The organism is Flavobacterium sp. (assembly GCF_044357305.1).
Classification (GTDB): domain Bacteria; phylum Bacteroidota; class Bacteroidia; order Flavobacteriales; family Flavobacteriaceae; genus Flavobacterium.
In genome coordinates this window covers 15,997-42,556 of record NZ_JBIKPS010000015.1, presented here as the reverse complement: position 1 = coordinate 42,556, position 26,560 = coordinate 15,997, and the positions used below count along the sequence as shown (strand labels likewise).

At 32.5% G+C, this 26,560-nt stretch carries 23 protein-coding genes; 7 read left to right on the top strand and 16 right to left on the bottom strand.

From position 1 onward, the window contains the following. Positions 1-66 precede the first annotated feature (66 nt). A complete protein-coding gene (locus tag ACIQ2J_RS10165) occupies positions 67-318 on the top strand; it encodes a hypothetical protein (protein WP_396169321.1) in 252 nt (83 codons plus the stop codon). A gap of 75 nt (positions 319-393) precedes the next feature. Here ACIQ2J_RS10165 and can read toward each other — a convergent pair whose 3' ends face one another. The 6 genes from can to ACIQ2J_RS10135 form a co-directional block, all read right to left on the bottom strand. Beyond that, a complete protein-coding gene (gene can, locus ACIQ2J_RS10160) occupies positions 394-1,032 on the bottom strand; it encodes a carbonate dehydratase (RefSeq protein WP_396169319.1) in 639 nt (212 codons plus the stop codon). Positions 1,033-1,158: 126 nt separating this feature from the next. Continuing rightward, on the bottom strand, positions 1,159-1,842 hold the full coding sequence (locus ACIQ2J_RS10155; protein ID WP_396169317.1) for a carbonic anhydrase family protein: 684 nt from the start codon (positions 1,840-1,842) through the stop codon (positions 1,159-1,161). Between the two features lie 4 nt (positions 1,843-1,846). After that, positions 1,847-2,518 carry a DUF2490 domain-containing protein gene (locus ACIQ2J_RS10150; protein WP_396169315.1) on the bottom strand — a complete coding sequence of 224 codons (672 nt, stop codon included), beginning with the start codon at positions 2,516-2,518 and terminating at the stop codon, positions 1,847-1,849. Between the two features lie 11 nt (positions 2,519-2,529). Further along, entirely contained in the window at positions 2,530-4,128 is a 1,599-nt protein-coding gene (locus ACIQ2J_RS10145) for a SulP family inorganic anion transporter (protein ID WP_396169313.1), read from the bottom strand. A 60-nt stretch (positions 4,129-4,188) separates the two neighbouring features. After that, positions 4,189-4,476: a hypothetical protein gene (locus tag ACIQ2J_RS10140; RefSeq protein ID WP_396169311.1), complete on the bottom strand. Its 288-nt coding sequence runs from the start codon at positions 4,474-4,476 to the stop codon at positions 4,189-4,191. Positions 4,477-4,536: 60 nt separating this feature from the next. Continuing rightward, positions 4,537-5,019, bottom strand: a complete 483-nt coding sequence (locus ACIQ2J_RS10135; protein WP_396169309.1) for a Dps family protein — start codon at positions 5,017-5,019, stop codon at positions 4,537-4,539. A gap of 95 nt (positions 5,020-5,114) precedes the next feature. On the opposite strand from ACIQ2J_RS10135, the gene ACIQ2J_RS10130 reads away from it, so the two are divergent. After that, positions 5,115-6,056: a LysR substrate-binding domain-containing protein gene (locus tag ACIQ2J_RS10130; RefSeq protein WP_396169305.1), complete on the top strand. Its 942-nt coding sequence runs from the start codon at positions 5,115-5,117 to the stop codon at positions 6,054-6,056. Positions 6,057-6,069: 13 nt separating this feature from the next. Here ACIQ2J_RS10130 and mnmD read toward each other — a convergent pair whose 3' ends face one another. Genes mnmD through ACIQ2J_RS10115 form a run of 3 tightly spaced genes read right to left on the bottom strand, consistent with a single transcriptional unit; the run spans position 6,070 to position 7,668 of the window. Beyond that, complete coding sequence (gene mnmD / locus ACIQ2J_RS10125) at positions 6,070-6,732, bottom strand: tRNA (5-methylaminomethyl-2-thiouridine)(34)-methyltransferase MnmD (RefSeq protein ID WP_396169303.1); 663 nt, start codon at positions 6,730-6,732, stop codon at positions 6,070-6,072. Positions 6,733-6,735: 3 nt separating this feature from the next. Beyond that, the gene (locus tag ACIQ2J_RS10120; RefSeq protein WP_396169299.1) at positions 6,736-7,176 is read right to left on the bottom strand and encodes a hypothetical protein; all 441 of its coding nucleotides are present in this window, start codon (positions 7,174-7,176) and stop codon (positions 6,736-6,738) included. After that, a complete protein-coding gene (locus ACIQ2J_RS10115) occupies positions 7,177-7,668 on the bottom strand; it encodes a DUF4920 domain-containing protein (protein WP_396169296.1) in 492 nt (163 codons plus the stop codon). Positions 7,669-7,951: 283 nt separating this feature from the next. Here ACIQ2J_RS10115 and ACIQ2J_RS10110 point away from each other — a divergent pair, with 283 nt between their 5' ends. Beyond that, positions 7,952-9,019, top strand: a complete 1,068-nt coding sequence (locus ACIQ2J_RS10110; RefSeq protein ID WP_396169294.1) for a branched-chain amino acid aminotransferase — start codon at positions 7,952-7,954, stop codon at positions 9,017-9,019. Between the two features lie 122 nt (positions 9,020-9,141). On the opposite strand, the gene ACIQ2J_RS10105 is transcribed toward ACIQ2J_RS10110, so the two are convergent. Then, complete coding sequence (locus ACIQ2J_RS10105; RefSeq protein WP_396169292.1) at positions 9,142-9,699, bottom strand: methyltransferase family protein; 558 nt, start codon at positions 9,697-9,699, stop codon at positions 9,142-9,144. A gap of 124 nt (positions 9,700-9,823) precedes the next feature. Between ACIQ2J_RS10105 and ACIQ2J_RS10100 the strand changes: the two genes are divergently transcribed. Continuing rightward, positions 9,824-10,372 (top strand): hypothetical protein, encoded by a 549-nt coding sequence (locus tag ACIQ2J_RS10100; RefSeq protein WP_396169290.1) that lies wholly within the window; start codon positions 9,824-9,826, stop codon positions 10,370-10,372. Between the two features lie 168 nt (positions 10,373-10,540). Here the strand turns inward: ACIQ2J_RS10100 and sucC are convergent, their stop codons facing one another. Further along, positions 10,541-11,734, bottom strand: a complete 1,194-nt coding sequence (sucC, locus tag ACIQ2J_RS10095) for an ADP-forming succinate--CoA ligase subunit beta (protein WP_396169288.1) — start codon at positions 11,732-11,734, stop codon at positions 10,541-10,543. A 497-nt stretch (positions 11,735-12,231) separates the two neighbouring features. Here sucC and gltB point away from each other — a divergent pair, with 497 nt between their 5' ends. The 3 genes from gltB to lysA all read left to right on the top strand — a co-directional run bounded on the left by gltB (position 12,232) and on the right by lysA (position 19,546). Beyond that, complete coding sequence (gene gltB / locus ACIQ2J_RS10090; RefSeq protein ID WP_396169286.1) at positions 12,232-16,749, top strand: glutamate synthase large subunit; 4,518 nt, start codon at positions 12,232-12,234, stop codon at positions 16,747-16,749. Between the two features lie 60 nt (positions 16,750-16,809). Then, entirely contained in the window at positions 16,810-18,264 is a 1,455-nt protein-coding gene (locus tag ACIQ2J_RS10085; protein WP_396169284.1) for a glutamate synthase subunit beta, read from the top strand. 76 nt (positions 18,265-18,340) lie between these two features. Beyond that, a complete protein-coding gene (gene lysA / locus ACIQ2J_RS10080) occupies positions 18,341-19,546 on the top strand; it encodes a diaminopimelate decarboxylase (RefSeq protein ID WP_396169281.1) in 1,206 nt (401 codons plus the stop codon). A 76-nt stretch (positions 19,547-19,622) separates the two neighbouring features. On the opposite strand, the gene ACIQ2J_RS10075 is transcribed toward lysA, so the two are convergent. The 5 genes from ACIQ2J_RS10075 to mnmA all read right to left on the bottom strand — a co-directional run bounded on the left by ACIQ2J_RS10075 (position 19,623) and on the right by mnmA (position 26,474). Continuing rightward, positions 19,623-20,753: an ATP-binding protein gene (locus ACIQ2J_RS10075; RefSeq protein WP_396169279.1), complete on the bottom strand. Its 1,131-nt coding sequence runs from the start codon at positions 20,751-20,753 to the stop codon at positions 19,623-19,625. Between the two features lie 272 nt (positions 20,754-21,025). After that, positions 21,026-22,639 (bottom strand): alkaline phosphatase PafA, encoded by a 1,614-nt coding sequence (gene pafA, locus ACIQ2J_RS10070; protein WP_396169277.1) that lies wholly within the window; start codon positions 22,637-22,639, stop codon positions 21,026-21,028. A gap of 69 nt (positions 22,640-22,708) precedes the next feature. Beyond that, positions 22,709-23,653 (bottom strand): NAD(P)H-dependent flavin oxidoreductase, encoded by a 945-nt coding sequence (locus tag ACIQ2J_RS10065; protein ID WP_396169273.1) that lies wholly within the window; start codon positions 23,651-23,653, stop codon positions 22,709-22,711. Next, entirely contained in the window at positions 23,653-25,260 is a 1,608-nt protein-coding gene (locus tag ACIQ2J_RS10060) for a S8 family serine peptidase (RefSeq protein ID WP_396169270.1), read from the bottom strand. Before ACIQ2J_RS10060 ends, ACIQ2J_RS10065 begins: the two co-directional genes overlap by 1 nt. Positions 25,261-25,286: 26 nt before the next feature. Continuing rightward, positions 25,287-26,474 (bottom strand): tRNA 2-thiouridine(34) synthase MnmA, encoded by a 1,188-nt coding sequence (gene mnmA / locus ACIQ2J_RS10055; RefSeq protein WP_396169268.1) that lies wholly within the window; start codon positions 26,472-26,474, stop codon positions 25,287-25,289. Positions 26,475-26,560 lie beyond the last annotated feature (86 nt).

The window sequence follows — 26,560 nt, the reverse complement described above, 5'->3', positions numbered from 1 at the left end:
AGAAACCAATTATAAACGGGGCGTAACCGAAAAGCCAAAAGAGTAGGAAACCTAAAATTAGAAATTATGGATACTAATGACAAACCCGAAAATGCCAGCGGCACGCAAGATCTTGCAAGCACTACTGCAAACATTGCAAGTAGTACACCAACCAATGCAACACCTTCTACTACTCCACCTGCACCTTCACCAAAAGAATCTAGTAATGAAACAAGTCTTGCTAAGGAATTCACAAATGGGGTAATCAAGGTTATTTCTAATCCTCCAGCATCAAGAGACGAATCGTTTGAAGACGATGTGGATAGAGCTTGTAGATGAAAAATTATTAAACAGAATAACAAAAAAACGCCTCAATAGTTTTATTATTGAAGCGTTTTTTAAAATTAAAATATATTATTTAAAAAACAATTGATACACAGCATCTAAATCTTTATTAGAACTGAAATTTACATTTAAATCGGTTACAAATCCGGAATTTAATCCGTATGCCCAACCATGTAAGGTTACATCTTGTCCATTTCTCCAAGCAGCTTGTACAATAGAAGTTTTAGCTAAATCAAAAACTTGTTCTTTAACATTTAGTTCCACAAAAGCATTAAATCGTTCATTTTCATCTACAATAGAATCTAAATAAGTATTGTGCAAACGATAAACGTCTTTAATATGTCGAATCCAGTTGTCGATAATCCCAATAGAATCGTTTCCCATTGCTGCCTTAATACCTCCACAACCATAATGTCCACAGACAATTACATGTTTTACTTTTAAAACATTTACAGCATAATCCAAAACACTTAACATATTCATGTCGCTATGAATAACCATATTAGCTATGTTTCTATGAACAAAAACTTCACCTGGTTTTGCGCCAATAATTTCGTTAGCCGGTACTCTACTATCCGAACAACCAATCCACAATAATGGTGGATTTTGTCCTTTGGATAAATCCTTAAAATATTCTGAATCGAGAGCCAATTGACTCTCAACCCACTTCTTATTATTTTCTAAAAGCTTTTTATATAAATCACTCATAATTATTGTAATTGTTAATCTGATTAATTTGAACTATTAGATTTTCCAATAAAATTCAAATATAAAAATAAAAAATCCATTAACCACAATAAAATTAATGCTTATGATTAATGGATGTATATAATTCTAGTATCTTAATTCAGCTACAGAAAAATTTGGGTTATTATCATCTTTTATTAATTCAACATCACTATAGAAAGTAACTTCTCCTGTTTCTATATTGTGCATTGCTCCTACTACACCAATTTCTCCATTTTCAACCATTTGTTCTAAAATAAAACTTCTTTCAATTATATTTTTAACACTGCGTTTCACATTGATTTCAGCAACATTTTCAACAAAATTCGAATTACTTGCATTTCTGTCTGTTACTGTTTGCTTTTCCTGATAAACAGCAGGTTGAATTTTAGATAATAATTCGGTAAGATTTCCCATTTCTACATGATCACAAGCGCCTTTTACAGCGCCACATTTACTATGACCTAAAACCACAACAAGTTTGGATCCAGCTACTTTACATGCAAACTCCATGCTGCCTAAAATATCTGTATTTACAATGTTTCCAGCAATTCTCACAGAAAAAACATCACCTAATCCTTGATCAAAAATCAATTCTGCCGATGTTCTGCTATCAATACAACTCAAGATTGTTGCAAAAGGCCATTGTCCGTCGCGAGTATCATTTACTTGTTCCAGCAAATCTCTATGTGCTTTAAGATTATTTACAAATCTATTATTTCCTTCTTTTAATATTTCTAAAGCTCTTCGTGGAGTAATTGAAGCTTGTAATTCTTTATTTAATGTTTTCATATTATTATTTATTAAATGGTAAATTGTTAAAAATCACAATTTGAAATTGACTGCGATTCGATTGTATTAAACTTTGTGACATGATACCAGCTTCAACTTTGCAATTTTTATTAATCACAAATCCTAAAGCGGCATAAATCCTATTTCTATCAAACAATTTATTTTCTGTATTAACAAAAACTTCATTATAGGTAGATAAATAAATAGCATTTTTATCGAGTGTTTTTTTATTTAATGGAATATTAATATTCAAAAAGTACCGAAGTCTAATCTGAAAATCATCAGTTAAAAATCGTTGTTCCATTCTAAATCGATTAAGAAAATAAAATCTACCGAAATTCATTTTTTTGATATACTGCTGAAAAATTCGATGTTCATTAGATTCTTGCTTTTGATCAGAATCTGGAATATACTTTTGGGTATTAATAAATCCATATCCTATTAAAACATTATTATTATTTTCGGTAAGGTTATAACCAATACCCGTTCGGAGCAATATTTGATTCGTATCGCCAATGAAATCATAATTTCGGTATTGAATTTCGTTATGCCAATTCCAATTACGATTTATCTTCTGATTACCAAAATAGACAAACCAATTTCCAATTTCTGATTTCTGCGAAAAAGCAAATTCATTAAATCCTAATGAAAGCAAAACAAATAGAAAAATTCTCATTTATATTGTTGCTATTTCTTAGATTCAACAAAAACGTGTTTTTCTTCTTCGCCTGTATTTACAAGATCATACGCTTTCTTGAAACCAACTAATTTCAGTTTTATATTTTCTTCTTTTGCTCTAATCTTTTTAAATTCTTTGATTAAATCTAAGATATCATGCGCAATATAAACTGTATCGGAAGCATTGATTATTACTTTAGAATTTTCAGGAACTGAAGCTAATGTTGATTTAATAGCAGCTTTATTCAGAAAAGAAACCTCTTGAGCCAAATCAATATGGATTACATCACCATCATGATATTCTTCTTTTCTGAAATTGTAGGCTCTTTTCATATTTCCTTTCAATACAAAAATAATGCTGATAATCATCCCCAAAGCAACACCTTTCAACAAATCTGTAAAAACAACCGCCCCAAATGTGGCAATAAACGGTATGAATTGATATTTACCTTTTTCCCAGAAATGTTTAATTGTTTTTGGATTGGCTAATTTATAACCAACTAATAATAAAACCGCGGCCAATGTAGCTAATGGTATTTTATTTAGTAAAATTGGAATTGCTAAAACACTTACTAATAAAAGTATTCCATGAATAATTGCTGACATTTTTGATTTTGCGCCAGCTTCATTATTGGCTGATGTTCTTACTACAACTGAAGTCATTGGTAAGCCTCCTAAAAGTGAACTAACAATATTTCCAATCCCTTGAGCTTTCAATTCAACGTTAGTGTCTGTATATCTTTTTTGCACATCCATTCTATCAGAAGCTTCAATGCATAGTAATGTTTCAATTGATGCCACAACGGCTATAGTAACTGCTACAATCCATACTTTAGAATTTGAAATTGCTCCAAAATCAGGGGTTACAATTATATTTTTAAATTCTTCTAAAGTTGTTGGAACTGGCAAACTAACCAAATGTTCTTTTATTATAGCTAAACTACTTCCAGATTGAATAAAGAATTCGTTTAATAAAATACTAATGATCACCGCTACCAGTGCGGGAGGAACTAATTTTATTTTCTTCAAAAAGTCAATTTTATTCCAAAAAATCAAAATACCTAATGAAACTAGAGCTATTATAATAGAACCCAATTGAACATGATTTATTATAGAAAACAATTCTGAGAAGGTATTCTGCCCGTCTCCTTGCATAAAAGATAAATCTCCTTCAAAATCGGGATCATAACCAAAAGCATGAGGGATTTGTTTTAGAATAATAATTACTCCAATTCCTGCCAACATTCCTTCGATAACATTGGTTGGGAAAAAGTTAGATATGGTTCCTGCCTTAATAAAGCCCAATGCTAATTGAATTAAACCTGCTATCAAAACTGCTAAAAGAAAAGTATTAAAAGAACCTAAATCGGTAATTGCTGTTAAAACAATTGCCGTTAAACCAGCTGCTGGGCCAGAAACACTTAAATGGGATTGGCTTAAATAACCCACTACAATTCCGCCAATTACACCTGAAATAATACCTGAAAATAAAGGTGCCCCACTTGCTAATGCAATACCAAGACACAATGGCAATGCCACTAAAAAAACCACTAAACCGGATGCAAAGTCCGATTTAAGGTTTGCAAAAAGATTGATTTTTTTTGTCATACCTGAAAATTATATTAATACGTAAAATGATTCCAAAAGATTGGAAATCCTAAAAATGCATTAAGATAAATCGGGTGGAGGAGTGACTATTTGCTCCGAAACATTGTCATGACGAGACAAGTTTTCTGAAATAATTTTAGAATAAGTTGTAGAAGCTAAATTAACAAATGTAAATTCAAAATTAGGACTCAAATCGGCTTTGAGTTCTTTAAAATCTTTTTGTAATTCTTCTTCATTGAAACTATAAAACATAGACATATTGGTACTTTTCTTAATCACCAATACAATTGTTGGAGTTGCAAGAAAAGAAATAAAAAAGACCAATAATAATCTTGTTATTAATTTCATATCGCAAAAATAGCTATTCAATTTAGGAAAGAATAGCTATTGTATATTATTTAACAAATATTATAAAACATCTTGTTGTAACCAAGCTTTCAACATCCAAATTGTTTTTTCTTGCTCAACAATAAAATCACTCATCATAGAAGATGTTCCTTCGTCTCCAATATCTGAAGCTTTTTTTAGTATAACTCTTTCTATTTGAAGCAATTTCATTAAAGAATCTAAAATTAATTCAATCGCTTTTTCATCTTTATGAATGTTATTTCCGATTTCTAATTTATTGTACTTGATGTAATCTTCAAAAGTATGAAGAGGAGTTGCGTCTAAAGTCAAAACACGCTCTGCAATTAAATCAATTTTCAATTGACTATCATTGTATAACTCTTCAAATTTTAAGTGTAAATCAAAAAAACGTCTTCCGCGGATATTCCAATGTAAACCTCTTAAATTCTGATAATAAATCTGAAAATTAGCTAATAAAATATTTAATTCGGCAGCTAAAACTTCTACATCTTTTTCAGGTAATCCAATACTATTGAGTTTCATAATTATTATTTTAAACAAACTTATCAAATAAACCTTTTTAAATACTATAAATTTAATTGATAGTTTTTATATTTGCATCAAATTTTACTATACCAATGACAATAACCCAATTACAATATGTTCTAGCAGTAGCAGAATATAAGAATTTTACTTTAGCCGCCGAGAAATGTTTTGTTACGCAACCTACTTTAAGTATGCAAATTCAAAAGGTAGAAGAAGAACTAGGAATTCAAATATTTGATCGAACAAAAAAACCAATTCAAATGACCGAAATTGGTCAGAAGATTGTCAATCAAGCCAAAAACATTGTTAATGAGGCCGATAGAATTCAAGATATAGTGCACCAACAAAAAGGGTTTATTGGAGGTGAATTTCGTTTAGGAATAATTCCTACTATTATGCCAACGTTGTTGCCTATGTTTTTGAGTAATTTTATAAAAAAATACCCAAAAGTAAAACTGATAATTGAAGAGTTACATACAGAAGATATTATTTTCAAATTGAATAATGGGCATTTGGATGCCGCAATTGCTGCTACTCCGCTAAATGAAGAAAAAATAAAAGAAATCGTCTTGTATTTTGAGCCTTTTGTTGCTTACATTCCAGAAAATCATGGCGTTTTCAATAAAAAGGAAATTGAAATTAGCGATTTGAATTTAGATGAAATATTGCTTTTACAAGATGGTCATTGCTTTAGAGATAGTATTTTAAATCTTTGCAAAAGAGATACTAACCTTGAAAATAATCACTTTAAAATTGAAAGTGGGAGTTTTGAAACGCTAATAAAATTAGCCGATGAAGGTCTCGGAACCACTTTGCTTCCGTATTTACACACTTTAGATTTAAAAGAAAAAGATCAAGTAAAATTACGCCATTTTGTAGAGCCAAAACCTGCACGAGAAGTGAGTTTAATATATCCTAAAAACGAATTAAAAATTCATATAATTGATGCGCTACGTGGAACAATTGCTGGGGTTATAAAAGGAGCAATTGTATTTCAAAACGTAAAAATCATTAGCCCTAAGGCTTCAAAATAATTATAATAGTAATTTAGTTTTTAGTTGCCCGTAGCATCTCTCTTTTTCCAGGTGCTCCGGGTAATTTCTCTATAGAAAAACCACTTTCAATCATGGCATTTTTTATAGAAGAACGGCAAGCATAGGTTACTAACACCCCTCCTGTTTTTAAAGCCGTATACATTTTTTGAAAAATTTCTAATGACCACAATTCGGGTTGTACTCTGAAACCAAAGGCATCAAAATAGATTAAATCAAATTGGGCAACATCATCAATATCTTGAAAGAATTGCTGGCGTTTGGTAAAAGTAAAATTAGTTGCTATAGCATGTTTCTCCTCCCAAGTAGTTTGGTGCATTGTTGAAAAAACTTCTTGCTCCTCAAGGGCTTGTAACTCTACAACGTAATTCATCTGAAGTGCTTCTTCCTCAAGAACCGGATAGGCTTCAATACCAACATATTCAATAGTTTGCTGCTTTTTTTTTGCTTCCAAATAAGTAATAAAAGCATTCAAGCCAGTACCAAATCCAATCTCTAATATCGAAATTGGGTTATTAGGAAACAAATCCAATCCGGATTTTATAAATACATGATAGGCTTCTTGAATGGCACCATGTTTTGAATGGTAGCTTTCCTCCCACTCCGGCAAATGAATGGTAGTGGAACCATCTTGGGTTTGAATTATTTCTCGCTTCAAAATTTACTTAATAAATAATTTTTTAATTTTAGGTATTGGCCCTCCACATTTCCCTTCATGACAGGAAACGCATGCCATAACACCTTCATTAAAATGTTGTTTTACATTTTTTGAATCGGAATAAATGAGTTTTTGTGCAGCAATATAGGCAGTAGCTTTTTGATCAAAAAATGGATCTTTATCGGTTGCATCTGTAAATTTGGCAGTATAAATTTTATTGAAAAATTCTGGAAATTTACCAACGGTATCGCCTTTTACAATTCGATCTTTAATTTGCAAATTGTAAGCATACATTTGCTCCATAAGGGATGCCATTTCTGACAGTTCATACATGTCAAACTTCTTTTCTTTAGAACAAGAACTTTCGGTTTTTGGAGTTTTTTGTTCTTTCTTTTGACAAGCGAAAACACTTATAACCACCAATGCAACTAATAGTTTTTTCATTTATTTTTTTATTAAAACACCATCTGCTAGTATAGAATAATTAGTTTCGGGAGCAATAATACTATCTATAGCTGCTTGCGATTTTCCGGCATCTTTAGCATATTCTTTCAAATCACTAATTGGAGTAACTTCAACAAATGCTTTTCCATGAATAATAGCCTCACTTTTTCCTGCGTTTTTTGGTACAAAAAAACCATAATCTTTAAATCGAACTAAAGCTGATTTTCCAGATCCAAGGTCCAAATTCATCCAACAACCTTTTTTCTGACAAACATCAACTATAGTTGAAGTAACTTTAATATCAAGAGTATCTGCTGTTTTTAAAGTTAAATATTTTGTAAGTAATTCTTCTTTACTAATTGCACCATCTGGTGAAATACTATCTCCAAATTTTGCATAAGCAACGGGAGATTCTGTGGTTTTAACTTCTTCTTTTTTATTGCAACTTACTACTAATAAAACTGCAACTACAGCATAAATAACTTTTTTCATTTTGAGGTAGATTTTAATTATCTACAAAAATAATCAGATATTAAAAACAAACACTTAAAAATGTATCTTTTTTTTATTTTCTTTAAGAATTCTTTATATTTTTTAGATATCCATAGAATATTACTAAAATGAAGTAATTATTTTGAGATTTATCAAAAAAATATTCATTTTTTTATTAGTTTAGCCGAATAAAACAAAAACAACAATAATTAATTAATAAAAATTATATAACTAAATCATATTCAAATAGTTACATAAATTTTAACCCCTAACTTACTGCCTAATGAGTTTAAAAAATACTCTAGAAATAGACATTATTAAAGCTTCCGCTTCTAAAATAGATAGCATTGATTTTGAAAACCTTGCTTTCGGAAATGTTTTTACCGATCATATGTTAATTTGTGACTTTAAAGAAGGTGCTTGGCAAAAACCAATTATTAAACCTTACGAGCCTTTTCTTATTGACCCATCTGCTAAAGTTTTTCATTATGGCCAAGCCATTTTTGAAGGAATGAAAGCCTATAAAGATGTTAATGAAGACGTTTGGTTATTTCGCCCTGACGAGAACTTTCATCGGTTCAATAAATCGGCGGTGCGAATGGCAATGCCAGAAGTTCCTGAAACTATTTTTATAGATGGGTTAAAAACAATATTAGACTTAGAGCGCAATTGGGTAAAAACAGGTTTAGGAAATACCTTATACATAAGACCTTTTATGATCGCAATTGGTTCAGGAGTTATTGCACAACCTTCTACACAATACCGATTTATGATTATCCTTTCGCCAGCAAAATCTTACTATTCTGGAGAAGTGAAAGTAATTATTGCGGAGCATTATAGTCGTGCTGCTAATGGTGGAATTGGTGCTGCAAAAGCGGCCGGAAATTATTCGGCACAATTTTATCCAACCAAATTGGCTAACGAAAAAGGATTCCAACAAATTATTTGGACCGATGATGCTACCCATACTAAATTGGAAGAAGCAGGAACTATGAATGTTTTCTTTAGAATTAACGATACTTTATACACTGCGCCAACTAGCGAACGAATTTTAGATGGGGTTACACGTAAGAGTTTAATAGATATTGCTAAACGCGAAGGAATGGACGTTCAAATACGTTCGGTACTTGTTGAAGAAATAGTAAATGCTGCTAAAGACGGAAGTTTAAAAGAAATTTTTGGCGCAGGAACTGCCGCCGTTGTTAGTCCAATTAGTGCTTTTTCTTTCCAAGATATAGAATATGTTTTACCAAAAATGGAGGACTCTTTTGCGCTTCAATTAAAAGAAAAATTAACTAACATTCAATATAAGTTAGCTGAAGACACTTTTGGGTGGACAGTTAAAATTTAGACTTCTTAGATTTTTAGATTGTTAGACTTCTTAAATTTTAGACTACTTAGATTTTTTTTAGATACTATTAAAAAAGCGATTTTCGTAAATGAAAATCGCTTTTTTATTGAAAAACTTAAAAGCTAATATACAAATGGAATTAAACGTTTGGTTATGGCAATATAATCTAAATACTGTTTTCCAAATTGTTCTGTAAGTACTTTTTCTTCAATTTTAATTCTATGAATCATAGCAAATAAAGTAGGAAGAAAAACTATTGCAAGACCTAGCCAATTATTTAAAGAGAATCCAAAGCCAAGGAAAGATATTAAAGAGCCTGTATAGGACGGGTGTCTTAAAAATTTATAAAGTCCTGTTTGCAATAGTTGGTGGTTCTCTCGAATTGTAACGTCTACAGTGAAAAATCGCCCAAGTTGTTTTACAGCAATAAATCGAATTAACATACCCAATACAATTATTGCTAATCCAATAAATTCAAGACCTATATTAGTATTTATAGGGAAACGTATTATTTTAGAAACAAATACTCCGATTACTATAGAGATTAGAATTGTGATCCAAAGTAAAAGCAAGGTATTTTTGTCAAAGGTTTTTTTATCGGATATACCAGAACGAAGAAAGCGATTTAGTATTATTTCAGAAATAATCCATAACAAGTAAATAAAGTTAATTATATTCATAGGTTAATATTTTAAATTATTCGATACTCTTTCATAGTATAATAATTACCCTATATCAAAAATACAAAATAATTCTAATAACATTAAAAAAATACTACTTTTACAAGCAAGTATATTATTTCTAATGCAAACCAAAACTTACAATAAAACTAATTTCCACAAACATACTTTCTGCATTTTTCAGGAAAAAGAATTAGATTGCTTAAAGAATTTGAAGCTGCACTACACAAGTAAATCTGGCAGTAGTTATTACTTTGTTGAAAATGGAGTATACCGATATTCTAACCATTGGGGAAGGGCAGCTAATTGCAAATGGCGCTTAATTTGCATTACCACGCAAAAAAATAGAACAAAACTTGGCTATGCTAATTGGGAAGATTTTTTTTCAGATAATGATTACGAAAAACTCTATTTTATTGAGGTAGATTATAGTAATCAATCGGCTCACTTCAATCACTTTCAAAATGAGAAATACACTGTCGATAAAGTATTACGAACCTCTGTTGAAACAACTAATCTCTTAAAACTGATAAGAAATTTATTAGAAAACACTACTTGGGCGAAACATCTAAAAGTAGAATCTATTGAAATGTTGAGAAAAGAAATTATCGAACAATTAATTACTACAAATAAATCTTTTCATTGCATACTCAAAGAGGGTGGTTATTATTAGACTACTATTTTGTTGATTAACATATTATTTCCATTTTTTAATACCAATTAAAAAACCATAGCCCAACATTCATTCTTTTTAGCACAAAAAAAAGCTGCCTTTTTACAGACAGCCTTTTGATATAATAACCCAAAAGCAACTAAATACCTTTGGAGGTTTTCCATTAAATTAAGAAAGCGCTTTTTGAACTTGATCTGCTGCTTCTTGAAATTGAACTGCAGATAAAATTGGCATACCAGAATTATCAATTAATTCTTTTGCAATTACTGCATTAGTTCCTTGCAAACGAACAATGATTGGAACTTTAATAGCGTCACCCATGTTTTTGTATGCATCTACAACTCCTTGAGCAACACGGTCACAACGAACGATTCCTCCAAAGATGTTAATCAAAATTGCTTTCACGTTTGGATCTTTTAAGATAATTCTAAAAGCCAATTCAACACGTTTAGCATCCGCAGTACCACCAACGTCCAAGAAATTTGCAGGTTCAAAACCAGCATATTTAATTAAATCCATTGTTGCCATAGCTAATCCAGCACCGTTAACCATACACCCAACGGTACCGTCAAGATCTACATAGTTTAAACCAGCTTCTTTAGCTTCCACTTCAATAGGATTTTCTTCTCTAATGTCACGCATATCCGCATATTTTGGCTGACGGTATAAAGCATTATCATCAATATTTACTTTTGCATCAACTGCAAGTATTTTATTGTCCGATGTTTTAAGAACTGGATTGATTTCGAACATAGATGCATCCGAACCAATGTAGGCATTGTATAATGAATCAATAAATTTCACCATTTCTTTAAAAGCATTTCCAGAAAGACCTAAATTAAATGCGATTCTTCTTGCTTGAAAACCTTGTAAACCAACAGCAGGGTCAATTTCTTCGGTAAAAATTAAATGCGGAGTATGCTCAGCAACTTCTTCAATATCCATTCCACCTTCTGTAGAATACATAATCATATTTCTACCAGTAGCTCTGTTTAATAAAACCGATACATAGAATTCAGAAGTTTCACTTTCACCAGGATAATAAACATCCTCAGCAACCAAAACTTTATGCACCTTTTTTCCTTCTGGAGGAGTTTGAGGCGTAATTAACTGCATTCCAATTATTTGTTCAGAGATTTCAGTAACTTGCTCTAAGTTTTTAGCCAACTTAACGCCACCGCCTTTTCCTCGTCCACCTGCATGAACTTGAGCCTTAATTACATACCAGCTAGTGCCAGTTTCGGTAGTCAATTGTTTTGCAGCCGCAACTGCTTCTACAGGACTATTAGCAACAATTCCACGTTGTACGCGTACACCATATTTTGCTAATATCTCTTTTCCTTGATATTCGTGTATATTCATAAATTAGTTTTTATTGTTTTTCAAAGGTCTTATGTAATCGTCAAAAATACTTTATTTAAACAATTGTTGTTTTGCCGATTTCATAATAAAAGTTTGTCGTTTTATAAAGTGCCACAAAAATAAGATAAATGAAGTTAAAAGCGAAATATATTTCAATTTATATGCAACAAGAATCTAATTAATAAAAATAATAAATTAAAATTATCAAATTCATAAATTCAAAGGTAAATAAAAACAGTTTTGTCAGTTTATTCTGATTTAAAAGATACTAAAACGTTTGAGTAAATTAATCAAAACGTGTTTTTTTCTGAATTAATTACATAAACAAATGTTTTACGCACTAATCAAATTATGAAATTTTTAAAATTAAAGGCTTTAATTAAGATATTGCTATTATTTCAAACTTTTAATTAAAAGTGCATAAAAATTCATTGAAAACCGAAAATTCCTTTAATTATATTTAATAGATACCTTAATTTAGTAAAAAATTATCAAGAATGAAAGTTAAAGCACAAGGCCTCTATTTACCAGAATTTGAACACGACAATTGTGGAGCTGGATTTATTTGTAATTTGAACGGTATTAAGTCTAATGACATAATTCATAAAGCATTAGATATATTAATAAAATTAGAGCATCGTGGTGCCGTAAGTTCCGATGGTAGAACAGGAGACGGAGCAGGTATACTATTTGACATTCCACATGATTTCTTTACAAAAGTTTGTGATTTTGAATTGCCAGAACCACGAGAATATGCAGTAGGAATGCTATTTTTACCTAAAAGCAAAAATCAAATAGACTATTGTAAAACTATTTTAGAAACCTTTATAAAAGAGCAAAATTTAACTATTTTAGGTTGGAGACAAGTTCCAATTGACGCATCCAATTTGGGTAAAATTGCAGCAGAAAAAGAACCAACAGTTATGCAGGTTTTTATTGGGAAAAATAGTAGCGAACTTACAGAACCCCAATTTAACGCGAAGTTATTTGCAGCAAGAAAAATATCGGAACATGCTGTAATAAAATCTAAAATATCTCAAAGCCATCAATATTATTTCTCTAGTTTTTCAACCACTACTATAATATACAAAGGTTTATTGATGCCAGAGGATATTAGCAGATATTATTCCGATTTAACCGATACCGATTTAGTCACCCGCTTAGCATTAGTGCACCAACGTTTTTCAACAAATACATTTCCTTCTTGGGAGTTGGCGCAGCCATTTAGATACATGTGCCACAATGGTGAAATAAATACCCTACGAGGAAATATAAGCCGAATGCGAGCTCGGGAAGAGTTGATGAAAAGCGATGTTTTTGGTGAGGATATTAAGAAATTATTTCCAATAATATTAGATGGAAAATCGGATTCTGCTTCTATGGATATGGTTATCGAATTATTATTAATGACGGGCCGTTCTTTACCTGAAGCAATGATGATGGTAGTGCCGGAAGCTTGGGAAAGACATCAAAGCATGTCGGAAGACAAAAAAGCATTCTACGAATACAATGCATGTATAATGGAGCCTTGGGACGGACCTGCTTCGATTCCGTTTACCGATGGAAATGTTATAGGTGCATTATTAGATAGAAACGGATTGCGCCCTTCAAGATACACACTAACCAAAAGTGGTTTTGTAATTATGTCTTCTGAAATTGGAGTTTTAGACATCAAGCCCGAAGATGTTGTGCAACACGGAAGACTGGAGCCTGGCAAAATGTTCCTTGTAAACATGAATGAAGGTCGAATAATTGAGGATGATGAAATAAAAAATGCAATTGTAACCAAACTTCCTTATAAAAAGTGGCTGGATGAAAACTTACTACAATTAGCAAAAATTCCGTATACCGAAAATGAAATCCCTATAGAGTTGATGGATTTTGAAACCCGCCAAAGGTTATTTGGCTATACTATAGAAGACTTAAAAACCATTATTAACCCAATGGCAACAAATGGAGCTGAAGCACTTAGCTCTATGGGAAATGACACCCCTTTAGCCGTTTTGTCAGATCAGCCGCAACTTTTATACAATTATTTCAAACAATTATTTGCCCAAGTAACCAATCCTCCGTTAGACGGAATTCGAGAAGAAATAATTACCGACATTAGTTTAGCAATTGGGGGGGACTTTAATATTTTTGATATTGAACCAAAACATTGCAAAAAATTAAAAATTCAAAATCCTGTTATTTCTAATGAAGATTTAGATAAAATTAGAAACATAGACCATGTTGATTTCAAATCATTTACAATATCTACTCTATATGAAATAGAAAAAGGAGTTAATGGTTTGGAACGTGCTTTAGAAAAATGCATACAAACAACATTTAAAGCCATTTCAGAAGGCTGTAATATTGTAATAATTTCCGATAGAGGGGTGACAGATAAATTGGCTCCTATACCAATGTTATTAGCCTGTTCCTATATACATCATTCTCTAAATATTTTAAAAGTACGTTCCAAGTTTGGAATAATAATTGAATCGGCAGAACCTCGTGAACCCCATCATTTTGCATTATTATTTGGATATGGAGCTAGTGCAATAAATCCATACATGGTAAATGAAATAATTCATGATCAAATAAATTCGGGAGTTATCACAACTATTAAGGCAGATTATGCCATCAAAAACTATAATAAAGCGGTTGCTAAAGGAATTCTTAAAATCATGAATAAGATTGGAATTTCAACTTTACATTCTTATAGAGCAGCTCAAATATTTGAAATTTTAGGATTAAATAAAACATTTACTTCGAAATATTTTCCTAACACTCCTTCTAGAATTGAAGGAATTGGATTAATGGAAATTGAAAAAGAAATTAAAAAAAGATACCAAAATGCTTTCCCAAATTCTAAAATTGCCAATTTATTACCTTTAGAAATTGGAGGTATTTACAGATGGAGAAGAAATGGTGAAAAACACATGTTCAATCCAACTACGGTTTCTAAATTACAACAAGCAGTTCGCTTGAATAGTCCTGAAAGTTATAAGGAATATTCAGAAATGGTAAATAATCAAAGTGAAAATTTAATGACCATTAGAGGTTTATTTGAATTTAATAATTTAGATCCTATTTCAATTGATGAAGTGGAGCCGTGGACAGAAATTGTAAAAAAATTCAAAACCGGCGCCATGTCTTATGGTTCAATTAGTCAAGAAGCACATGAGAATTTGGCTATTGCAATGAATAGAATTGGTGGAAAAAGTAATTCTGGAGAAGGTGGAGAAGATCCAAAACGTTTTCAAAAAGAACTTAATGGAGATTCTAGAAATAGTGCTATCAAGCAAGTAGCTTCAGGAAGATTCGGAGTGTCTATCAATTATTTAACCAACGCCCAAGAAATTCAAATTAAGATGGCGCAAGGTGCAAAACCTGGAGAAGGCGGACAATTACCTGCAGATAAAGTAGTGCCTTGGATTGCAGAGGTTAGAAATTCTACTCCTTATGTGGGACTCATTTCCCCTCCTCCACATCATGATATTTATTCTATAGAAGATTTATCGCAATTAATATTTGATTTAAAAAATGCCAACAGAGAAGCTAGAATAAATGTGAAGTTGGTTTCTGAAGTTGGTGTAGGCACTATTGCAGCTGGAGTTGCAAAAGCAAAAGCCGATGTGATATTAATTTCTGGTTACGACGGAGGAACTGGAGCTGCACCATTAACATCCATTCAACATACCGGAATTCCTTGGGAATTAGGATTAGCAGAAGCGCAACAGACCTTATTATTAAACGACTTAAGAGGTAGAGTTGTTTTAGAATGTGACGGCCAATTAAAAACTGGACGTGATGTTGCAATTGCAGCTTTATTAGGTGCAGAAGAATTTGGTTTTGCAACAGCACCTCTAGTAGCTTCGGGTTGTATAATGATGCGTGCTTGCCATTTAAATACTTGTCCTGTAGGAATTGCAACACAAGATCCCGAATTAAGAAAAAATTTCAAAGGAACTCCAGAGCACATTATCAATTTCATGTATTTCATTGCAGAAGAACTGAGAGGTATTATGGCGCAATTAGGTTTTAGAACTTTGAAAGAAATGGTGGGACAATCTCAAAAGCTGAACGTTAACAAAGCCATACAACATTATAAAGCAAGTGGATTAGACCTATCTGCAATCTTATACAAACCAGAAATTGCAAATAGAGTCAGTAATTATAATGATTCATGTCAGGATCATGCACTAGAAAAAGTATTGGATTTTGAAATTATTAAAGCAGCTATTCCTTCCATATATAGAAAAGAAAAAACTAGAGTTAATTTTAAAATCAAAAATACGGATCGTTCGGTAGGTGCCATTTTGAGTAATGAAATTTCTAAAATTTATGGAGCTCAAGGCTTGCCAGAAGATACTATTTTAATTGATTTTGAAGGTTCTGCAGGTCAAAGTTTTGGAGCATTTGCAACCAATGGATTGTCTTTTAAAATTCATGGAAACTGCAATGACTATTTAGGAAAAGGACTATCTGGTGGTAAATTAATTATTAAGGTCCCTCCTACTGCAACATTTAAACCAGAAGATAATATTATTATTGGAAACGTTGCTCTTTATGGTGCTATTACCGGACAGGCATACATTAATGGGATGGCAGGAGAGCGATTTGCTGTAAGAAATTCTGGAGCAACTGCAGTAGTTGAAGGTATTGGAGACCATGGTTGCGAATATATGACTGGAGGAATAGTGGTTGTTTTAGGAAAAACAGGAAGAAATTTTGCTGCTGGAATGAGTGGTGGTATTGCCTATGTTTACAATCCAAATAAAACATTCGATGCTACTTTGTGCAACATGGAAATGGTTGCTTTTGAGCCATTAGAATTAGAGGATTTTAATAAATTGAAACGATTGATAAAAAACCATTCCTTATTTACCAATAGCCCATTGGCAAAAAGAATTCTGGAAGATTGGGAAAACCAACAAAACAATTTTGTTAAAGTGATGCCAACCGATTACAAAAAAGCATTACAAAGAGCAGCACTTAAATTAAATAAAGAATTAGAAGAAGTAGTTTGATTTTATATAGCATTTATTTGCTATTAAAATTAAAAAAAATAAATTTTGACAAGATAAAAAATGGGGAAAATAGGAGGATTTAAAGAATATGAAAGAACCGATGAAAACAACTTTGCTGTTGTAAATCGTTTGTCTAATTATGATGAATTTACAATTCCATTATCCAAAGAAAAAATAAAAGAACAAGGATCTAGATGCATGGATTGCGGAATTCCGTTTTGCCATAGTTCCTGTCCGCTAGGAAATTTGATTCCAGATTTCAATGATATGGTGCATCAAGAAGAATGGCAAAATGCCTTAGAAATTTTGCACTCCACCAATAATTTTCCTGAATTTACAGGTCGCCTCTGCCCTGCTCCTTGCGAAAAATCGTGTGTTTTAGGAATCATTAGCGAACCAGTAGCAATTGAAAATATTGAAAAAAATATCGTAGAAAGAGGTTTTGCAGAAGGATGGATTAAACCCCAAATTCCAACTACAAGAACAGGAAAAACCGTTGCAATTATTGGGTCAGGTCCAGCAGGATTAGCTGCTGCTCAACAATTAAATAGAGCGGGACACTTGGTTACCGTTTTTGAAAGAGACAATGCAATTGGTGGATTATTGCGGTATGGAATTCCGAATTTCAAATTAGAAAAAGGAATTATTGACCGACGCGTAAAAGTATTAGAAGCCGAAGGAATTGTATTTAAAGTTAATGTAAATGTTGGTGTTAACTACAGTGTGGATCAATTAAATGCATTTGATTCTATAGTATTATGCGGAGGTGCATCTGAAAGTAGAAGCTTGCCAACAAAAGGAATTGAAAGTAAAGGTATTGTGCAAGCAATGACTTTTTTGACGCAACAAACCAAATCGCTTTATGGAGAAACAATTCCAAATCAGATTGTAGCAAAAGATAAAAATGTAATTGTAATTGGAGGTGGTGATACTGGTTCCGATTGTGTTGGCACATCCAACCGTCAAGGAGCAAAATCGGTTACCAATTTTGAAATTATGCCTAAGCCTCCTAAAGAAAGAAGTACATCTACCCCATGGCCTTTCTGGCCTTTACAATTAAAAACATCCTCCTCTCATGAGGAAGGCTGCGATAGAAACTGGCTCATTAATACCAAAGAATTCATTGCAAATGATAAAGGAGAATTAGTTGGATTAAAAACGGTTGAAGTAAGTTGGAAAATGGTTCCCGGAAATAGACCTGAATTAATAGAAAAAGAAGGTTCCGAGAAAATTTGGCCTTGCGAATTAGCACTATTAGCACTTGGATTTACCGGCCCTGAAAAAACGTTAAGCGAGCATTTAGATTTAGAAATTGACATTAAAAATAATTACAAAACGACAAATTATCAAACCAACAAACCAAATATTTTCACAGCTGGAGATATGCGCCGAGGACAATCTTTAATTGTTTGGGCAATTTCAGAAGGTAGAGAAGCAGCTAGGGTTGTTGATTTATATTTAATGAGCTCTACAAATTTACCCACAAAAGGAAATGGGGATTTACCTAGTATTTAAAATAAAAAAAGTGTTTTGTTCTTGTTAATTACTTTGATAACGATACTTATAACATTAAATTTACAAAAAAAATAAAATGCAATCACAAGAATTAGTAAAATTAGCTGAAAGTTTTGGAAGTCCGTTATATGTATATGATGCTGAAAAAATACATTCACAATACAAACGATTAACTAATGCTTTCGCAAAAGTACCTAGGTTAAGGATTAACTATGCTTGTAAAGCATTGTCAAATATTACTATTCTAAAGTTATTAAAATCTTATGGTTCTAATTTGGATACCGTTTCTATTCAAGAAGTAAAATTAGGAATTCATGCAGGCTTTGAACCACATCAAATTATATATACACCCAATGGTGTTTCTTTTGAAGAAATTGAAGAAGCAGCAGCGCTTGGAGTACAAATTAATATAGACAACCTTTCGGTTTTAGAACATTTTGGAACCAAACATCCAACCGTTCCGGTATGCATTCGAATCAATCCTCATGTTATGGCAGGAGGAAATTCTAATATATCCGTTGGACATATTGATAGTAAATTTGGAATTTCTATACATCAAATGCCCCACATCCTTCGAATTGTTGAGAATACAAAAATGCATATTAACGGTATTCATATGCATACTGGATCCGATATTTTAGATATTGAAGTCTTTCTTTACGCAGCAGAAATTCTATTTGATGCAGCAAATAATTTCAAATCTTTAGACTTTTTAGATTTTGGAAGTGGATTTAAAGTTCCTTACAAAAAAGGCGACATCGAAACCAATATTGAAGAACTCGGAAAAAAACTAACCAAACGTTTCTTAGCCTTCGAAAAAGAATACGGACGTCCATTAACATTAGCCTTCGAACCAGGAAAATTCCTAGTGAGTGAAGCAGGTTATTTCTTAGCAAAAGTAAACGTGGTAAAACAAACTACTTCTACTGTTTTTGCAGGAATTGATAGTGGATTTAACCACTTAATTCGTCCGATGCTATACGGTTCGCAACATACCATCGAAAACATTTCTAACCCAAAAGGAAAAGAGCGTTTTTATACCGTGGTGGGTTACATTTGTGAAACCGATACTTTTGCCAACAACCGAAGAATTCAAGAAATAAAAGAAGGCGATATACTCTGTTTTAAAAATGCAGGTGCTTATTGTTTCTCGATGGCATCCAACTATAACTCGCGTTTTAAACCCGCAGAAGTTTTATGGAAAGACGGAAAAGGATATTTAATAACTAAAAGAGAAACCTTTGAAGATTTGATTAAAAACCAAATTGAGGTGGAAATTTAAATTAGCCACTGATTCACAGATTATTAAATTTCAAAAACATAAAAAAATTCCACTAATATAATGTTAGTGGATTTTTTTATGAATCTTGTTTTAAAAATACCTCATAGTTCTCTTTAGTAATCACCATAGTTTGAGTACTTGGATAGGCATTAGTAAATGTTTTGGAGAAAGTAGCTTTTTTGGCTGCATTCCATTTGAATTCAAAAGCATATAAGTTGCCATTATATTCCTCAATATAATCAATTTCTTGTTGTTCTTTGGTACGCCAAAAAAAACGATTAACATAGCGCTTGTTATATTCGTTATATTTTAATCGTTCCGCAATTAAATAATTTTCAAACAAAGCACCTATATCTTGCCTTGTATCTGCAATTTGAAAATTATTTATAATCGCATTACGTATTCCTGTATCATAAAAATAAACTTTTTTAGATAGTTTTAGTTCATTTCGCAAGTTTCTACTTAATGAATTTAATTTAAAAACAATAAATGCCTTTTCTAATAAATTAATATAAGTTTCTACCGTTTTACTGTCAAGTCCTATTAAATTACCTATTTCATTATAAGATACTTCAGAACCAATTTGAAATGCTAATGCCTGAAGTAATTTAATTAATTTTTCAGGTTTTTTTATAGTATCTAACATCAAAATATCTTTAAAAAGATAACTATCTGCTAGTAATTTTAACACTTCAATTTCTTTTCCTTGGTTGTTAATTACTTCAGGATAAGAACCAAAAACCAAACGAGAATGCAAATGCCTTTTTTCTATTAACTCTGAATGATGTTGTGATAGTTCAAAAAAAGAAAATGGAAATAATTGATACTCGAATTTTCTACCAGTTAAAGGCTCATTAGTTTTATTTTTTAATTCAAAAGCCGAAGAAACAGTGGCTATAATTTGAATTTCAGGAAAGGAATCGTGCAAAAGTTTTAGTCCCAAACCAATATTTTCTATTCGTTGTGCCTCATCAATTACCACAAGATTATGGTTACCTATAACCACTTTAAGTTTAGTTGAAGTTGCATTTTTAAAATATTCTTGAATGTCATATTCATCGCCATTGAGCCAAATAGATTGATTAGAATTAGCAACAATTTTTTTAAGCAACGTTGTTTTACCCGTTTGTCTTGCTCCTAAAAGGATTATTACTTTATTTTTATACAAATTATCGGTAATATTTTTTTCTAATAAACGCAGTATCATTCTTTATTTTTTTTCAAAAATACAACTTTTTTGGAATTCAATCAAAAAAAGTTATACTTTTTTCGGAATAGTATCCGAAAAAGAAATGAAAATTGTATTATTAATTAATTGTATACAACTTCAACTAACTTTTTTAAAAACTCAGAATTTTTATGGAAAGATGAGAAAAGCCAAAAATTAGACGAATTTTTAACGAATATAATTCTATGAAAAATTCCACTAATATAAATTTAGTGGATTTTTTTTTGATTTATTGGTTTTAAAAAAGTTGTTTACTTATTTAAAATTTCTTCTAATACTTCACATTGAGATCCGTTTGGAAAAGTGATTCCTATTTTTTGAGCAATGGTGGGTGCTATTTGAGTGATGTATTTTTTTGAGTGACTCTCCCCTTTTGGTATTTCCCAACCATAAAACAATAAAGGTGCGTGTGTATCATAGGCATAAGGAGTTCCGTGGGAAGTTCCTGTTGGTCCATATTCGATGTATCCTGGTTTGTCTAGGATTACAAGATTTCCATCTTGAGTGGCGTCATATCCGTTTGCAATCATGCTTAAATAATAATCACTTCCATTGGAATGTAAAATTTCTTCTTCGTTGTATACTTTTTTCACTTGTTCTTGTGTCATTAAAAAATCGGAGAAAGAGTGCTCAACGGTTGCATATTCCAATCCTTTTTCTTTAATTTTAGCTTTATTCAAATACAAATTAAAATTAGAATAATTGGTTACAAAATCTTCGCCGTAAGTATCCGTAGAGAATTTTTTTATGGCTTTAGAAATTTCTTTGTATTCAATATTTTTTACATTTAATTTATTGTTTTTAAGGAAATTAGCATTTTCGGCACACGCATGATCGGCTGTTAAAAAAAGTAAATAATTGTCTTTTCCAACATTTCTATCCAAATAAGCTAATAAATCGGCTATGGTTTGGTCCAATCTTAAATAAGTATCTTGTAATTCCATAGAACGTGCTCCTAAAATGTGTCCGACATAATCTGTAGAAGAGAAACTTATCGCTAAGAAATCGGTGTCTTCGTCTTTTCCTAACGATTCATTTTCAATAGCTTTCATAGCCAAATCGGCAAGAATATTGTTTCCAAAAGGAGTCGCTCTTAAAACTCCAGCATCATTTTTATCATACATTTTTTTTAAATCATAAGGAAAAACGGGCTTGTCCACTCCATATAATTTTCCTTCGTAGGGACTGTCATCGGGATCACTTTCGTTGTAGGTTGCTGCGGGTTTGTATAAATTCCAACCTTGATTAATGTAATTCAAATAGTTTTTTTGGTTATTAAAATCGGTTACCCAGTCTGGTAATTTCTCTCCATAAAATGTACTCGAAATAAAAGCTCCCGTTTTGCTGTACCAAAAAGCCCAATTGGCAAAATGTCCTGCAGGTAAGATAGCGCCTCTGTCTTTCAAACTCATTCCAATTACTTTTCCTTTAAAATTGGTTCCCATTCGGAGTTCATCCGTAATTGTGGTAGACAACAAGTTTTTTGGCGACATTGCTCCTTCTGCTTTAGTTCCATCACCCAAGGTCTGAACCGTTTCATCATCAGTACAATAGCGTTCTTTGCTTGTGGATCTATTGAACCATTCATTCCCTACAATTCCGTGCACAGATGGCGTTGTTCCCGCATAAATAGAAGCATGACCAGGTGCGGTATAGGTTGGCATATAATTAAAATGTGCATTGTGGTATACGTATCCTTTATTCATTATGCGTTTGAACCCATTTTCGGTAAAATCATTTTGAAAACGGTATAAATATTCCATTCTCATTTGATCTACAACAATTCCGACCACTAATTTAGGTCGTTCTTGTGCTTGAAGATGGAAAACGAAGATAAAAACGAAAAAGAAAAGTAATTTTTTCATGGAAATTTATTTTTACAAAATTAAGTATTTTGAAAGTATCGCAATAATAAGAAACAGTTAAGAATTTCCTTAAAAATTAAATGAATTAACTTCTTTTTTTGCTAATTCAAATTCGTCAATAATTTCTTTTATAATTGCGTCAACAGGTTTAATATCGTGAATTAATCCAGCAATTTGACCAATTTCTAATTCGCCTTCTACTAAATCGCCTTCAAACATGCCTCGTTTGGCACGGCGTTTTCCTAATAAGTTTTCTAGATCTTCTTTACTCGGACATTTAGCATATAATTCTTGAACATCTTCAAAGAATTTATTTTTGATTAATCGAACTGGGGCTAATTCTTTTAAAGTTAAAAGTGTGCCTCCCTCTTCGGTTTCAATTACCGTTTTTTTGAAATTATCGTGTGCCGAACTTTCGGTTGAAGCAACGAAACGACTTCCCATTTGAACGCCATCCGCACCAAGGATCATTGCTGCCAACATGCCGCGTCCGGATGCAATTCCACCAGCAGCAATTAATGGTATGCTGATATTCTCTTTCACCATCGGAATCAACGTTAAAGTCGTAGTTTCTTCTCTTCCGTTATGACCACCCGCTTCAAATCCTTCGGCTACGACCGCATCCACTCCAGCCTCTTGTGCTTTCAAAGCAAATTTAGAACTGCTTACCACATGAACTACGGTGATTCCTTTTTCCTTCAAAAAAGAAGTCCACGTTTTCGGATTTCCTGCAGAAGTAAAAACAATTTTCACTCCTTCTTCCACAATAATATCCATAATTTCTTGAACATTTGGATACAACATCGGAACATTCACACCAAAAGGCTTATCGGTTGCTTTCGTACATTTTTGAATGTGTTCTCGCAAAACCTCCGGATACATCGAGCCAGCACCTATTAATCCTAAACCACCGCTAGTACTAACGGCGCTTGCTAATTTATAACCACTATTCCAAATCATTCCTCCTTGAATAATTGGGTATTTAATATTGAAAAGTTGGGTGATTCGGTTCATTATTCTTTAATTATTTTTCCGGATTGGATAAAGGAATTACTTTCTATTTTATAAAAATATACTCCCGAATTTAAAGCCTCTAAAGAAACATTCGATACCGAAGAAGAAATAGTTTTATTAATCAAAATTTGCCCTAAGGTATTGTAAAATGTAACAGTAGCATTGGAAAAATTATCTGGAAAAGAAATTGAAACCATATTATTTGTTGGATTTGGAAATAAAACAAAGGAATTAATTTCATTTTGATTTATCGATAAAGCAGAATTCAAAGCTAATTGAAAATCAGGGATCCCATAACCATATAAGTCGTTCGGAGTACTATATCGATCGGAAGATTGCTTTACAAAATTAACAACTTGCTGGTTGGTTAAATTAGGAACTGCTTGCCAAAAACTTGCTATCATTCCTGCCATAACTGGACAAGAAAAAGAGGTTCCACTTGCTGTAAAGATATCTCCTTGAATATCTGAAACAGTGGTTGACTGTCCTTTTGCCATCACATCTGGCTTGACTCTTCCATCATACGATGGTCCTATAGAACTAAAAGAGGCATAATTTTCATCAAATTTGACTGCTCCAACCGCAAGAACGTTAGTTGCTTCAGCAGGAACACCAATATGAGGATTGCTAGAATTTGCTGAATTTCCTGCACTGGCTACCACAATCATTCCTTTACTAAAAGCAATGTTTGCTCCTTGAGAAGCAAAAGCAATATTTCCAGTCATCTCTGAATAGGCATGACTATAGTTGGGATTGTCATACTCAAAATACCCTAAGGAAGTCGAAATAACGTCTACTCCAAGTCGGTCAGCTTCTTCTGCAGCTTGAACCCAATAGCTTTCTTCCACAGGATTTTCGGCGTCAACATCTTCTGTTATAAACAAATAATAGTGCGCATCTGGTGCTGTACCAACCAATAAATTATCAGTAAATCCACCCATACAAGACAATGTCATCGTTCCGTGATCATGTAATGCATACAAATAAGAACTTTGACTTACATAATTGTAACCACCAAGGATTAAATTATTGGTAAACAATCTTTGAAAAGGTTGTGCTGTGTCAACTCCTAAAAATCCTGAATCCAAAACTGCAATAATTTTTCCAGTTCCAGTATAATTGGCTTGGTGTAACAAATGTCCGTTAAGCATTTGAATCTGATTAGCAGAAGTGCCATAATTAAAATTCACTTGAACGTCCAATTGCTTATTCACCGGGGTGATAGTTGCTGGAACCGCCATTTTAGCATTTAAAGAATTATCTGCAAAATGAACATGGTTTACAAAAGGAAACGCCAACAAAGCCTGAATATTGGTAACGCTTCCGCGGATGTGAAGGCAGTTCAGCCATTTGGATCTTGCTTTGACTGTAATTCCAGTTGCAGCGGTAATTTGAGAAACATAGGTTGCTTCTAAGGGCGCATCATTAATAACCAAAGCAATATTTTGCGCGGTTCTTCTATCTAAAGCTCTTTGCGAAAGTTCGGATAATGGATTACTGAAAAATGCAGCCGAATTTGGTTTATCGTTAAAATATACCCAAGCATCTTGTTGTGAAAAAGAGGTAAACGTAACTAAAAAGGTAAGGATAAGTATAAAATTTTTCATAGCTATTTGTTTTTAGAAGTACTAAATTACGAAATTACTCCCGAACCAACTAATTCCTCGCCTATATTCCAAGCCACAAATTGCCCTTGGGTGATTGCCGATTGGGGTTGCTCAAAAGAAACATACAATCCGCTTTCAAACTGGTATAACGTTGCTTTTTGCAATTCTTGTCGATAGCGAATGCGTGCCATTACTTCCATGGATTGTCCGTTTTCAAGTATTAAATCATTTCTTATCCAATGCGTTTCTGAAGGAAAAATCTTTAATGCTTTTTTGAAAAGTCCAGGATGAGCGTGTCCTTGACCGGTGTAAATTTCGTTAGTAACCACATTTGTAGAGATAATAAACAAGGCTTCCTTTGTACCGCCAACGTTCAATCCTTTTCGTTGTCCGATGGTGAAATAGTGCGCACCTTGATGTTTGCCAACTACCTTTCCCGTTTCTGGAGTATATTCAATAGAAGTCGATTCGAAAATTAATTCTTCTTCTAAGGAATTGAAAGTAGGTTTAATTTGATTATAAATTTCGCTTGACGCCGGAACTTCATAAATCAAGCCTTCTTTTGGTTGTAATTGTTGTTGCAAGAACTCTGGAAGTCGCACTTTTCCTATAAAACAAAGCCCTTGTGAGTCTTTCTTTTCGGCAGTTACCAATTCCATTTTAGTTGCAATTTCCCGCACTTCTGGTTTGGTCAATTCCCCAATTGGAAATAATGATTTGGCTAATTGTTCTTGCGAAAGTTGGCAAAGAAAATAGGATTGGTCTTTGTTATCGTCTTTTCCAGCAAGTAATTGAAAAGTAGTATTTCCATCGTTTTCAATTTCTCCTTTTCGGCAATAATGTCCTGTGGCAACGTAATCGGCACCAAGACTTAAAGCGATTTTCATGAAAACATCAAACTTAATTTCGCGATTACACAACACATCAGGATTGGGCGTTCGTCCTTTCTCGTATTCGTTGAACATATAATCAACGATTTTTTCTTTGTATTGCTCACTTAAATCTACGGTTTGAAACGGAATTCCAAGTTTTTCAGCTACTAAGAGAGCATCGTTACTGTCTTCCAACCAAGGACACTCATTAGAAATTGTAACTGAATCATCGTGCCAATTTTTCATAAAAAGTCCAATAACCTCATAGCCTTGTTCTTTTAAAAGATAGGCCGCAACGCTAGAATCTACACCACCAGAAAGTCCTACTACTACACGTTTCATTTTTGAAATAAGTATTATTTTTGAGTTACAAATTTACATCAAATAATAAAAAAAAGTATATGCTTTAATTGTTAAAACATATACTC